The 12,383-nt window shown below is 70.4% G+C and carries 10 protein-coding genes; 8 read left to right on the forward strand and 2 right to left on the reverse strand.

Translation table 11 applies throughout. From position 1 onward, the window contains the following. From RLT59_RS29430 to RLT59_RS29445, 4 genes are all read left to right on the forward strand, one after another. Positions 1 to 729 (forward strand): YggS family pyridoxal phosphate-dependent enzyme, encoded by a 729-nt coding sequence (locus RLT59_RS29430; protein ID WP_311306203.1) that lies wholly within the window; start codon positions 1 to 3, stop codon positions 727 to 729. Between the two features lie 125 nt (positions 730 to 854). Next, positions 855 to 1,466, forward strand: a complete 612-nt coding sequence (locus RLT59_RS29435) for a cell division protein SepF (protein WP_024493383.1) — start codon at positions 855 to 857, stop codon at positions 1,464 to 1,466. Positions 1,467 to 1,537: 71 nt separating this feature from the next. Beyond that, on the forward strand, positions 1,538 to 1,822 hold the full coding sequence (locus RLT59_RS29440; protein ID WP_073735521.1) for a YggT family protein: 285 nt from the start codon (positions 1,538 to 1,540) through the stop codon (positions 1,820 to 1,822). Positions 1,823 to 1,871: 49 nt separating this feature from the next. Next, the gene (locus tag RLT59_RS29445) at positions 1,872 to 3,017 is read left to right on the forward strand and encodes a DivIVA domain-containing protein (protein WP_311306204.1); all 1,146 of its coding nucleotides are present in this window, start codon (positions 1,872 to 1,874) and stop codon (positions 3,015 to 3,017) included. 202 nt (positions 3,018 to 3,219) lie between these two features. Here RLT59_RS29445 and ileS read toward each other — a convergent pair whose 3' ends face one another. Then, the gene (ileS, locus tag RLT59_RS29450; RefSeq protein ID WP_311306205.1) at positions 3,220 to 6,369 is read right to left on the reverse strand and encodes an isoleucine--tRNA ligase; all 3,150 of its coding nucleotides are present in this window, start codon (positions 6,367 to 6,369) and stop codon (positions 3,220 to 3,222) included. A gap of 575 nt (positions 6,370 to 6,944) precedes the next feature. Here ileS and RLT59_RS29455 point away from each other — a divergent pair. The 4 genes from RLT59_RS29455 (at position 6,945) to RLT59_RS29470 (ending at position 9,903) form a co-directional block, all read left to right on the forward strand. Then, on the forward strand, positions 6,945 to 7,685 hold the full coding sequence (locus RLT59_RS29455; RefSeq protein ID WP_311306206.1) for a TraR/DksA family transcriptional regulator: 741 nt from the start codon (positions 6,945 to 6,947) through the stop codon (positions 7,683 to 7,685). A 126-nt stretch (positions 7,686 to 7,811) separates the two neighbouring features. Then, positions 7,812 to 8,471 (forward strand): signal peptidase II, encoded by a 660-nt coding sequence (gene lspA, locus RLT59_RS29460; protein ID WP_311306207.1) that lies wholly within the window; start codon positions 7,812 to 7,814, stop codon positions 8,469 to 8,471. Between the two features lie 23 nt (positions 8,472 to 8,494). Next, positions 8,495 to 9,436: an RluA family pseudouridine synthase gene (locus RLT59_RS29465; RefSeq protein WP_311306208.1), complete on the forward strand. Its 942-nt coding sequence runs from the start codon at positions 8,495 to 8,497 to the stop codon at positions 9,434 to 9,436. Next, complete coding sequence (locus tag RLT59_RS29470) at positions 9,433 to 9,903, forward strand: GNAT family N-acetyltransferase (protein ID WP_311306209.1); 471 nt, start codon at positions 9,433 to 9,435, stop codon at positions 9,901 to 9,903. The genes RLT59_RS29465 and RLT59_RS29470 overlap by 4 nt, the downstream gene beginning before the upstream one ends. Before the next feature lie 55 nt (positions 9,904 to 9,958). On the opposite strand, the gene RLT59_RS29475 is transcribed toward RLT59_RS29470, so the two are convergent. Then, a complete protein-coding gene (locus tag RLT59_RS29475) occupies positions 9,959 to 12,289 on the reverse strand; it encodes a glycosyl hydrolase family 95 catalytic domain-containing protein (protein WP_311306210.1) in 2,331 nt (776 codons plus the stop codon). Positions 12,290 to 12,383: the final 94 nt, after the last annotated feature.

Here is a 12,383-nt window from a genome sequence, read left to right on the forward strand (position 1 = left end):
ATGACGGAGCGTAAGGATCAACTCGCAGCGAATCTGGCACAGGTGGAGGAACGCATCGCATCCGCCTGCGCCGCCGCCGGCCGCAAGCGGGAGGAAGTGACCCTCATCGTGGTCACCAAGACCTACCCGGCGACGGATGTGCGGATCCTGCACGAACTCGGCGTGCGCCAGGTCGCGGAGAACCGCGACCAGGACGCGGCGCCCAAGGCCGCCGCGTGTGCGGATCTGTCCCTCACATGGCACTTTGTCGGTCAATTGCAGACGAACAAGGTTCGTTCTGTGGTGAGTTATGCCGATATCGTGCAGTCGGTGGATCGTGCCAAGCTGGTGACGGCACTCTCCGCGGCGGTCGGCCATGATGAGCGCGACGGGCGTGAACTCGGCTGTCTCATCCAGGTCGCGCTCGATGCGGAGAGCGGTGAACGGGGTGAGCGGGGCGGCGTCGCCCCGGACGGGATCGAGGAGTTGGCCGCAGCGGTCGAATCCGCCCCGGGGCTGCGGCTGGCCGGTCTGATGACCGTCGCGCCGCTCGCCGGACCGTTCGCCGGAAGGCGACGGGCCGCGTTCGACCGGCTGATGGAAATCTCATCCCGGCTGCGCGGGAACCATCCGGCTGCGAACATGGTCTCCGCAGGGATGAGTGCGGACCTTGAGGACGCGGTTGCGGCCGGTGCGACACATGTGCGCGTCGGTACCGCGGTACTCGGAGTCCGACCCGGGCTCGGGTAACGTCGCCAAGCAAGTCGGACCACAGCAGAAAATATGGTCATTACCGCCCATGGCGGACAGACCACAGTGGATCGCGGGCACTTGGTGACAGATGCCGATCCACCACAGAGCGGAGGACTCAGAGCATGGCCGGCGCGATGCGCAAGATGGCGGTCTACCTCGGCCTCGTGGAGGACGATGGGTACGACGGTCCGGGGTTCGACCCCGACGACGAATTCGAACCCGAGCCGGAGCCCGAGCGGGACCGGCGCCGGCACCAGCCCGCGCATCAGGTGGAGCGGGAACGGGGCGAACCGGTACGAGCGGTACAACCTCCCGCGCAGCGGGAGCCGGTTCAGATCCCGGCCGAGCGAGAGCGACCCGCCCGAATCGCCCCCGTGGCATCCATCACACCTGAACGCTCGAACTTGGAGAAGAACGCACCGGTGATCATGCCCAAGGTTGTGTCCGAGCGGGAGCCCTACCGCATCACCACGCTGCACCCCAGGACCTACAACGAGGCCCGTACCATCGGGGAACACTTCCGTGAGGGCACTCCGGTGATCATGAATCTCACGGAGATGGACGACACGGACGCGAAGCGACTTGTCGACTTTGCCGCGGGACTCGTCTTCGGTCTTCATGGCAGCATTGAGCGAGTGACGCAGAAGGTCTTTCTGTTGTCGCCTGCTAACGTCGATGTCACGGCGGAGGACAAGGCCCGCATCGCAGAGGGCGGATTCTTCAACCAGAGCTGAGAACACGACACCGGGAACAACCCGGCCGAGAGGCCGGAGCTACGAGAGCCAGGGGAGAGGGAAGCGCGAGGATGGGCGTCGCTCAAAGTGTTGTCTACATCGCGTTGATGTGTTTCCTCATCGTGCTGATCTTCCGGCTGGTCATGGACTACGTCTTCCAGTTCGCACGTTCATGGCAGCCGGGCAAGCCGATGGTGGTCGTCCTTGAGGCGACTTACACGGTCACCGATCCACCGCTCAAGCTCCTGCGGCGGTTCATTCCGCCGCTGCGTCTCGGGGGCGTGGCACTCGACCTGTCCTTCTTCGTTCTGATGATCATCGTTTCCATCCTGATCAGCGTCGTGATCAGGTTGTGAGCGATACGGTCTTGCCGACTGCCGACGACTACGTAGAGGTGAAGAAGAGATGCCGCTGACCCCCGAGGACGTGCGGAACAAGCAGTTCACGACGGTCCGCCTCCGAGAAGGCTATGACGAGGACGAGGTTGACGCCTTCCTCGACGAGGTCGAATCGGAGCTGACCCGCCTGCTCCGTGAGAACGAGGACCTGCGCGCCAAGCTGGCCGCCGCCACGCGTGCCGCCGCGCAGAACCAGCAGCAGCAAGGCATGCGCAAGCCGGAGCAGCAGGAACGGCCCGGTGCACCGGTGCCCGCCGCCATATCTGGTCCGCCGGTCCAGCAGCAGCAGCAGCCCCCGCAGATGGGTCCGCCCCAGCTGCCCGGTGGCGCTCCGCAGCTGCCCGCCGGTCCCAGCGGCCACGGACCCCAGGGTCCGCACGGCCCCGGTCCGCAGGGTCCGCACGGCCCCGGCCCGATGCAGGGCGGTCCCATGGGTGGCCCGATGGGCGGTCCCATGGGTGGTCACAACCCCCAGCAGCAGCAGATGCAGCAGATGCAGCAGCAGCCGCCGCAGATGCAGCAGCAGGGCCCCGGCGGCGACAGCGCCGCCCGTGTCCTCTCCCTGGCGCAGCAGACCGCCGACCAGGCGATCGCGGAGGCCCGTTCCGAGGCCAACAAGATCGTCGGCGAGGCGCGCAGCCGCGCCGAGGGCCTGGAGCGCGATGCCCGTGCCAAGGCGGACGCCCTGGAGCGGGACGCGCAGGAGAAGCACCGCGTGGCGATGGGCTCCCTGGAGTCGGCCCGCGCGACGCTTGAGCGCAAGGTCGAGGACCTGCGTGGCTTCGAGCGCGAGTACCGGACGCGTCTGAAGTCCTACCTGGAGAGCCAGCTGCGTCAGCTGGAGACCCAGGCGGACGACTCGCTGGCTCCGCCGCGGACCCCGGTGACCGCTTCGCTGCCGCCGTCGCCCTCGCTGGCTCCGGCCGGTGCGGGTGCCATGGGCCACACCATGGGCGGCAACCACGGTGGTCACGGCGGCCCGCAGATGGGCGGCAGCCCGTCCATGGGCAGCGCGCCCTCGTACGGTGGCCAGCAGCAGATGTCGCCGGCGATGACCCAGCCGATGGCACCGGTGCGGCCGCAGGCGCCGCAGCCGATGCAGCAGGCGCCTTCGCCGATGCGCGGGTTCCTGATCGACGAGGACGACAACTGAGCGGCTCGCGCTCGCTGAGCGCGTAGCCGTCGGCAGGCTGAGGGCCGGGCCCCGGGGATTTCCCCGGGGCCCGGCCCTCAGCCGTGGGCGGGGCATCCCCCTACCCCCGGGGGCGGAGCCCCAGGTTCGGGAAGGGGCGGGTAGGGGAACGCCGAAGGGCCCGGCCGGAACGTGTCCGGCCGGGCCCTTGTGTGCTGTGTGGCTAGCGCTCCGTCTTGCGGAGGCGGAAGGTCAGGGACAGGCCCTCGTCCTCGAACGGCTCGCCGTACGCCGCGTCCGCCTCGCCCTCGGCGTAGTCCAGGGCCAGGACCTCGTCCGCGATCAGGGACGCGTGCTCGGCCAGCGCCTCGGCCGTCGCGGGCGACGTGGACGTCCAGCGGACGGCGATACGGTCCGCCACGTCCAGGCCGCTGTTCTTGCGGGCCTCCTGGATGAGGCGGATCGCGTCACGGGCCAGGCCCGCACGCCGCAGCTCCGGGGTGATCTCCAGGTCGAGGGCGACCGTGGCGCCCGAGTCGGACGCGACCGACCAGCCCTCGCGCGGGGTCTCGGTGATGATGACCTCGTCCGGGGCCAGCGACACCGTCTCGCCGTCGACCTCGACCGAGGCCGTGCCCGCGCGCAGGGCCAGCGACAGCGCGGCCGCGTCGGCGTTCGCGACGGCCTTGGCCACCGCCTGGACGCCCTTGCCGAACCGCTTGCCCAGCGCCCGGAAGTTGGCCTTCGCCGTCGTGTCGACCAGCGAACCCCCGACCTCGGACAGGGAGGCCACGGAGGAGACGTTCAGCTCCTCGGTGATCTGGGACCGCAACGCGGGGGAGAGGCTCTCGAAGCCCGAGGCCGCGACCAGAGCCCGGGACAGTGGCTGGCGGGTCTTGACGCCCGACTCGGCACGCGTCGCCCGGCCCAGCTCGACCAGCCGGCGCACCAGCGCCATCTGCGTCGAGAGCTCGGGGACGATCGCCGTCAGGTCTGCCTTCGGCCAGTCGGAGAGGTGGACCGACTCCGGGGCGTCCGGGGTGACCGGCACGATCAGGTCCTGCCAGACCCGCTCGGTGATGAACGGCGTCATCGGGGCCATCAGCCGGGTCACCGTCTCGATGACCTCGTGCAGGGTGCGCAGCGCCGACTTGTCGCCCTGCCAGAAGCGGCGGCGGGAGCGGCGTACGTACCAGTTGGACAGATCGTCGACGAACCCCGAGAGCAGCTTGCCGGCCCGCTGGGTGTCGTAGCCCTCCAGTGCCTGGGTGACCTGGTCCACCAGGGCGTTGAGCTCGCTCAGCAGCCAGCGGTCCAGGACCGTGCGGTCGGCCGGTGCCGGATCGGCCCCGGACGGCGCCCAGTTCGACGTACGGGCGTACAGCGCCTGGAAGGCGACGGTGTTCCAGTACGTCAGGAGCGTCTTGCGGACGACTTCCTGGATCGTGCCGTGGCCGACGCGCCGCGCCGCCCACGGGGAGCCGCCGGCCGCCATGAACCAGCGCACGGCGTCGGCGCCGTGCTGGTCCATCAGCGGGACCGGTTCGAGGGTGTTGCCCAGGTGCTTGGACATCTTGCGGCCGTCCTCGGCGAGGATGTGGCCCAGGCAGACGACGTTCTCGTAACTCGACTTGTCGAAGACCAGGGTGCCGATCGCCATCAGCGTGTAGAACCAGCCGCGTGTCTGGTCGATGGCCTCCGAGATGAACTGCGCCGGGTAGCGGCTCTCGAAGATCTCCTTGTTCTTGTGCGGGTAGCCCCACTGCGCGAACGGCATCGAGCCCGAGTCGTACCAGGCGTCGATGACCTCGGGGACGCGGTACGCCTCCAGCTGGCAGCTCTCGTGCGAGCAGGTGAACGTGATCTCGTCGATGAACGGCCGGTGCGGGTCGAGGCCGGAGAGGTCGGTGCCGGTCAGCTCGCTCAGCTCGGCGCGCGAGCCGATGACGGTGAGGTGGTCGTCCTCGCAGCGCCAGATCGGCAGCGGGGTGCCCCAGTAGCGGTTGCGGGACAGCGCCCAGTCGATGTTGTTGTTCAGCCAGTCGCCGTAGCGGCCGTTCTTGACCGAGTCGGGGAACCAGTTGGTCTTCTCGTTCTCCTCCAGCAGGCGGTCCTTGACGGCCGTCGTGCGGATGTACCAGGACGGCTGCGCGTAGTACAGCAGCGCGGTGTGGCAGCGCCAGCAGTGCGGGTAGCTGTGCTCGTACGGGACGTGCCGGAAGAGCAGGCCGCGGTCCGCGAGGTCCTCGGTGAGCGCCTCGTCGGCCTTCTTGAAGAAGACGCCGCCGACCAGCGGCACGTCCTCCTCGAAGGTGCCGTCGGGCCGCACCGGGTTGACCACCGGCAGGCCGTACGCCTTGCAGACCAGGAGGTCCTCCGCGCCGAAGGCGGGGGACTGGTGGACCAGACCCGTACCGTCCTCCGTCGTCACGTACTCGGCGTTGACGATGTAGTGGGCGGGCGCCGGGAAGTCGATGAGGGCGAACGGGCGCTCGTACGTCCAGCGCTCCATCTCGCGGCCGGTGAACGAGTCGCCGGTCAGCTCCCAGCCCTCGCCGAGCGCCTTCTCGACGAGCGGCCGGGCGACGACGAGCTTCTCCTCGCCGTTGGTCGCGACGACGTACTCGACCTCGGGGTGCGCGGCGACGGCCGTGTTGGAGACCAGGGTCCAGGGCGTCGTCGTCCAGACCAGCAGGGCCGCCTCGCCGGCCAGCGGGCCGGAGGTGAGCGGGAAGCGGACGAAGACCGAGGGGTCGACGACCGTCTCGTAGCCCTGGGCCAGCTCGTGGTCGGAGAGGCCGGTGCCGCAGCGCGGGCACCAGGGGGCGACCCGGTGGTCCTGGACCAGCAGGCCCTTGCCGAAGATCTCCTTCAGCGACCACCACACGGACTCGACGTACTCGGGGTCCATCGTGCGGTACGCGTCGTCGAGGTCGACCCAGTAGCCCATCCGGGTCGTGAGGTCGGTGAAGGCGTCGGTGTGCCGGGTCACGGACTCACGGCACTTGGCGTTGAACTCGGCGATGCCGTACGCCTCGATGTCCTTCTTGCCGTTGAAGCCCAGCTCCTTCTCGACCGCGAGCTCGACCGGCAGGCCGTGGCAGTCCCAGCCGGCCTTGCGGCCGACGTGGTAGCCCTGCATGGTGCGGAAGCGCGGGAAGACGTCCTTGAAGACGCGGGCCTCGATGTGGTGGGCGCCGGGCATGCCGTTGGCGGTCGGCGGGCCCTCGTAGAAGACCCACTCGGGGCGGCCCTCCGACTGGTCGAGGCTCTTGGTGAAGACCTTGTTCTCGCGCCAGAAGTCGAGCACGGCGTGCTCCAGCGCGGGCAGGTCTACCTGGGCGGGTACCTGGCGGTACTGCGGCGATGTCATGTGCGGGCTTCCTCCGGCGGACGTTTTCCACTTCCGTCGGAGGGACGAGAACCGGTCGGGTCCCCGCGGTACCACCCTCCTTGGCCCCGGACGGCTGTCCGTGGCCCCCTCATTAGGGGTGCGAAGCCGGTTCTACTCGCCCTGTGCACGTGGGCACGGCCCACGGTCCAGAACTTTCCTCCGACGGCTCCGGGTGATCTTCACGACGCGCTCGCCCCCGGGCTTCCACCGTCCCCGGGTCGCTCCTGGCTGCGTACGACGCTACTCGTCCCATCCACGCCTCTCGCTGCCGCCAGTGTACGGGGCCCGGAGTGCGGGGGCCGACCGGTTTAGCGGCGGCCCCCGGCGTGACCCGAATGGCCAGACCCGGCGTACGGAGTACCGGCGCCGTCCGGCGAGGGGAGCGAGGGCGGATTACCCGGCTGGGAGCTGGGCACAACGGACTCAGGCGGGCTGTGATCCGGACATGGGGAGGGGCGAATCGGCGGCGTGCCCCGTTGCCGCGGGGCTGGGGTCGACTTATCGTCCCAGCACGACTCGCGAGCAAGATCACAATATGTGAAGGGGCCGCGGCCATGGTGGCGAAGAAGACCGCCGCGAAGAAGACGGCGTCAGCGGAATCCACGGGCCCGGCGGCCGAGGAGAAGGCGACGAAGAAGGCCGCCAAGAAGGCGGCGCCCAGGAAGACGGCGACCAAGAAGGCGGCGGCGAAGAAGGCCGCTCCGAAGAAGGCCGCGGCCGCGAGGACCGCGGCCGAGAAGGCTTCGAAGAAGGCCGCCGCTGCGGCCACGGGGGCGGCCGAGGCCGCCGAGCAGACGGGAGCTCACACGGTGGTAGCCAAGAAGAGCGCGGCCAGGACACGGACCGCGGGCCGGAGCGCGGCGCCCGTGCCTCCGGCCCGCGCCGCCGCGACCGCACCGGGGGAGCTGGCCGTACGGCCGGGCGAGGACCCCTGGACGCCGGAGGAGGTCTCGGCCGCCCGGTCCGAGCTGACCGGCGAGATCACCCGGCTCCGCAGCGAGCTGGAGACCTCGGGCGCGGCGCTGGCCGGGCTGATGCGGGACTCCGGCGACGGGGCGGGTGACGACGAGGCGGACACCGGCACCAAGAACATCACCCGCGAGCACGAGATGTCGCTGGCCGCGCACGCCCAGGAGACGCTGGAGCAGACCGAGCGGGCGCTGGCCCGGCTCGACGCCGGGACGTACGGGCTCTGCGAGATCTGCGGCAATCCGATCGGCAAGGCGCGGATGCAGGCGTTCCCCCGGGCCACCCTGTGTGTCGAGGACAAGCAGAAGCAGGAGCGGCGCGGTTAGGGCCTGCCCGGCGGATCGTGGCCGGTGCCGCCCCCCCCCGGTCATGACCGGCCGGGGGACAGGCCCTGCTCCCCGGCGCTGTGTCGTACCCTCGTCCTCAGTCGGGAACTAGGTTGAGGGACTCACGTGGCAGAGGCGGAGAGCATCATCGGTAGGCCGGAGATCCCTGAGTCGGGGGGACGCGAAGGAGCCGAGCCGGAGCGGGGCGAGGCGGCCGGGTCCCCGGACGGGCAGTCGGCGGATCCCACCGCCGCACAGGACGGGGACGGCGAGGCGGTGGTCGACCGTTCGGCGGCCACCCGGCGGCGCCGGATCATCCTGCTCTTCTGCGTCGCCGCCCTGGCGTACCTGCTCGACCTGGGCAGCAAGATGCTCGTGGTGGCGAAGCTGGAGCACCAGGAGCCGGTCGAGATCTTCGGGAGCTGGCTCAGGCTCGACGCGATCCGCAACGCGGGCGCCGCGTTCGGTATCGGTGAGGCCTTCACGATCATCTTCACGATCATCGCGGCGACCGTCATCGTGGTGATCGCGCGGCTGGCGCGCAAGCTCTACAGCCTGCCGTGGGCCATCGCGCTCGGGCTGCTGCTCGGCGGTGCGCTGGGCAACCTGACCGACCGCATCTTCCGCGCGCCGGGCACCTTCCAGGGTGCGGTGGTGGACTTCATCGCACCCGCCCACTTCGCCGTCTTCAACCTGGCCGACTCCGCGATCGTCTGCGGCGGCATCCTGATCGTGATCCTTTCCTTCAGGGGCCTGGACCCCGACGGCACCGTGCACAAGGACTGAGCCATGCAAGGCATACTCGACAGGTGAGTACGCATCCCGAGATCCGAACCCTGCCCGTACCCGATGGCCTGGAAGGCGAGCGTGTCGACGCCGCCATTTCCCGCATGTTCGGTTTCTCCCGCACCAAGGCCGCAGAGCTGGCCGCCGCCGGGAAGGTACAGGTGGACGGTTCGGTGGCCGGGAAGTCCGAGCGGGTGCACGGTGGCGCCTGGCTGGAAGTGGAGATGCCGCAGGCTCCCGCACCGGTCCAGATCGTCGCCGAGCCCGTCGAGGGCATGGAGATCGTCCACGACGACGACGACATCGTCGTGATCATGAAGCCGGTCGGCGTCGCCGCGCACCCCAGCCCCGGCTGGACCGGCACCACCGTGATCGGCGGCCTCGCCGCCGCCGGGTACCGGATCTCCACCTCCGGCGCCGCCGAGCGCCAGGGCATCGTGCACCGGCTCGACGTCGGCACCTCGGGGCTGATGGTCGTCGCCAAGTCCGAGCGGGCCTACACGCTGCTGAAGGCCCAGTTCCGCGACCGGGTCGTCGAGAAGAAGTACCACGCGCTGGTCCAGGGGCACCCGGACCCGATGAGCGGCACCATCGACGCCCCCATCGGGCGCCACCCCAACCACGACTACAAGTGGGCGGTCGTCGCGGAGGGCAAGCCGTCGGTCACGCACTACGACCTGATCGAGGCGTACCGGGCCGCCAGCCTCCTGGACATCAAGCTGGAGACCGGCCGTACGCACCAGATCCGGGTGCACATGTCCGCCCACCGCCACCCCTGTGTCGGTGACCTGACCTATGGCGCCGACCCGACGATGGCCAAGCGGCTCGGCCTGACCCGGCAGTGGCTGCACGCCGTCCGGCTCGGCTTCGAGCACCCCTCCGACGGCCGCTGGGTGGAGTTCTCCAGCACCTACCCGGACGACCTCCAGCAGGCCCTGGACCGGATCGCGGCGGAGAGCGAATGATCTCCTACACCACCCGGACCGCCGTCGGGGAGCAGGACCGCGCCGCCTGCTTCCAGCTCCGCAAGGACGTCTTCGTCGGTGAGCAGAACGTGCCGGAGGAGATCGAGTACGACGCCTACGACGCGGACGCGGTGCACGTCATCGCCGTCGCCGAGGACGGCACGGCGCTCGGTACCGGGCGGCTGCTGCACGGCCCCGGCACGGAGGCGAAGACCGGCGGTGACCTCACGGTCGGCTCGCTCGGCCGGCTCGCGGTGACCAGCGGGGCGCGCGGCCTCGGGGTCGGCGCGGCGCTGGTGCGGGCCATCGAGGACGCGGGCCGTGAGCTGGGCCTGGCCGCCGTCGACCTGCACGCCCAGACCCACGCGCTCGGCTTCTACGAGCGGCTCGGCTACGTCGCGTACGGCCCCGAGTTCCCGGACGCGGGCATCGCGCACCGGGCGATGCGCCGCACGCTGAACGACTAGGGACGCGCCGCACGCTGAACGACCAGAGCCCCCGGCCGCCCGCCGCCGGCTCCGGTCAGCCCGGCAGGCCCCAGCTCTTCCACGCCCCGTTCGACGGCACGTCGCGCGGGCCCGTCGCGTCCCGGCGGGCGCCCCTCGGGGTGATCAGCGCGGTGGAGCCGCGCGGCAGGGCGACCGTGATCCGGCCCGGCCCGCTCTCCCGCCAGTGCAGCGGGCGGCCGAGGCTGTCCCGTACCTCGACCGGGCCCTTGACCGAGTGGTCCAGGGTGAGCGGCGCGCCCGCCTCGCTGTGCACCCGGACCCAGCGCGTGGCACCGTCCGAGCGGTCGGCGTCCACGAGGAAGGCGCCCTGGGTGCGCAGGGACGCGAACGACGCGTCGGCCCAGCGGTCCGAGACGGACGGGAAGACCTTCACCACGCCCTCGTGTCCCTGCACCACCATGTCGAGCATCGACTGCGCGGCGGACAGCGGGCTCTCCAGGGCCAGGTTCTTGCCCTCCCGGTACATCGTGTTGACGGTCAGCTGACAGTCCGCGACCACCTTCAGATCGGTGAAGAAGGTCAGGAAGTCGAGCGCCTTCTCCGGTTCGTCCATCACCGAGTACATCGAAGAGGCGGTCGCGTAGCTGTAGCCGTGCCACAGCTCCCGCATCGAGACCCAGTGGTCCATGGAGCGACGCATGACCTCGCGGTCCCCGGCCCGGTCCCAGCTCCGCTCGCGCAGCGGGTACAGCCAGAGCAGATGTGAGTGGTGGCGGTGCGAATCGGCCAGCGGGACGCCCTTGCCGATCATGACACCGGCCGCCGGGTCCTCGGCGTACGGGGTGAGGCGGCGCTCGATGTCCTGCCAGCGCGCGAGCCGGGGGTCGTTGTTCCGCAGCAGCTTCGAGGACGCGATGAGGGTGCGCACGCCCCAGCGGATGAGCGAGAGGTCGTAGGTGCAGTCCTCGGCGTTGGCGTACTCGGGTGAGCGGGTCTCCAGCAGGTGCAGCCTGCCGTCCGGGCCCTCGTGCAGGAAGTGCGCGTAGAAGTTGACGGCCCTGGCGAGGACCGGGTGCACGACGTCGCGCAGGACGGACAGGTCCATCGAGTGCCGGTAGGACTGCCAGACGTTGTGCAGCGCCCAGATGAGGTTGCCGAAGTTGTCGGAGACGTGGTCGGAGCCGGGGGCGCCGACGTCGTAGGTGTCGCCCGCGCGCAGCTGCCAGTCGGAGGGGTGGCCCAGCGCGTAGCTCTCGCCGTCGCGGTACGCGGCCGGGACGGAGGCCGGGAGGTTGTGCTCGAAGCGGCGGAAGGTGCTGGTCACCGAGTCGAGTTCGGGGTGGTTGGAACCGTGGACCGGCGCCATGCCGATCTGGACGTTGAGATTCCACCAGACCGCCGTCCAGTTGTTGCCGACCTCGGGGAACCAGGGGCCCCACTCGGAGATCGTCGGCCCCCCGGCCCTGGTCGAGGCGGCGAGCTTGTAGAGCTGGAGGACGTAGAAGCTCTGCAGCCGCTTGTCCGGTACGGAGAGGAAGCCGCGCCGGTAGTAGGCGTGCCACCAGCGGCGGTGACAGTCCACCAGCCGGTCCGGGGCCGTGGCCAGGGTGCGGTCCACGGCCCGCAGCGCGTCCGCCGTCGCCTGTGACACCTGGCCGGGGAAGCGGTACACCAGGTGGGCGGCGAGCAGCCGGCCGGTGCCCTCGCGCCGCTCGCGCCAGGCGGTGGTCCAGCCGCCGCCGGCGAGCAGCGGCTGTTCGACGAAGCCGTCACCGGTCCGGGGGTCCGGGTTGGGCGTGTAGTCCTCCGGTTTCCCGCTGTTGCGGGTGGTGGCGGCCCGCAGCCACTGGAAGGACCAGGCCGAGGACTCCTCGCCGGGGCTGGGCCGGGTGGAGACCAGCAGGGCGCTCGTGTCGTTCTGGACGAGGGTGGAGAAGGCCAGGGAGCCACGGGTGGTGGTGACGGTGCCGCACAGCTCGGCGTCGTACGGGTCCAGGGTCCAGTCGACGCCGGTGATCTCCCCGGCTAGGGTCAGGGTGAAGTACCCGACGGGCAGCCGGGAGAAGCCGATGCCGCCGCGCCACTGGCCGCGCTGGTCCTGCACCTGGCTGTGACTGAGCATCAGCTTCAGGGTGTTGGCGGACTCGCCCGCGTAGAGCTGGGCGCCGAGGTAGCCGTTGGCGAGGAACGGGGCCTCCTGCCAGCCGGTGGGGAGGGTGCGCCAGGTCATGGCGGCGTCCCGGGCGGTCTTCTCGTGGACGGTTTTCTCATGGGCGGCGGGGCCCGGCCGTCCGGCGGGCGCGGTGGTGGTCGCGGCCCATCCGGTGGGGGAGCCGGCGAGCCAGAACGCGGAGGTGCCGGCCGCTGCCGTGCCGACGAAATGCCTTCGGGAGAACGCGGTCACGTGGTCTCTCCTGCCAGTCATGTATGTGGTGAGAGTTCTTGTCCCTGAATGACGCACGCCGCATACTGCCCTCCCTCGGAGGACGGCGGAAGGG

The sequence above is a fragment of the Streptomyces sp. ITFR-6 genome (assembly GCF_031844725.1).
Taxonomy (GTDB): domain Bacteria; phylum Actinomycetota; class Actinomycetes; order Streptomycetales; family Streptomycetaceae; genus Streptomyces.

Excerpts from the sequence above, each read along its gene's own strand:
- RLT59_RS29430 (WP_311306203.1), top strand. The coding sequence starts at position 1 with ATGACGGAGCGTAAGGATCAACTCGCAGCGAATCTGGCACAGGTGGAG.
- RLT59_RS29435 (WP_024493383.1), top strand. The coding sequence starts at position 855 with ATGGCCGGCGCGATGCGCAAGATGGCGGTCTACCTCGGCCTCGTGGAG.
- RLT59_RS29440 (WP_073735521.1), top strand. The coding sequence starts at position 1,538 with ATGGGCGTCGCTCAAAGTGTTGTCTACATCGCGTTGATGTGTTTCCTC.
- RLT59_RS29445 (WP_311306204.1), top strand. The coding sequence starts at position 1,872 with ATGCCGCTGACCCCCGAGGACGTGCGGAACAAGCAGTTCACGACGGTC.
- ileS (WP_311306205.1), bottom strand. The coding sequence starts at position 6,369 with ATGACATCGCCGCAGTACCGCCAGGTACCCGCCCAGGTAGACCTGCCC.
- RLT59_RS29455 (WP_311306206.1), top strand. The coding sequence starts at position 6,945 with ATGGTGGCGAAGAAGACCGCCGCGAAGAAGACGGCGTCAGCGGAATCC.
- RLT59_RS29470 (WP_311306209.1), top strand. The coding sequence starts at position 9,433 with ATGATCTCCTACACCACCCGGACCGCCGTCGGGGAGCAGGACCGCGCC.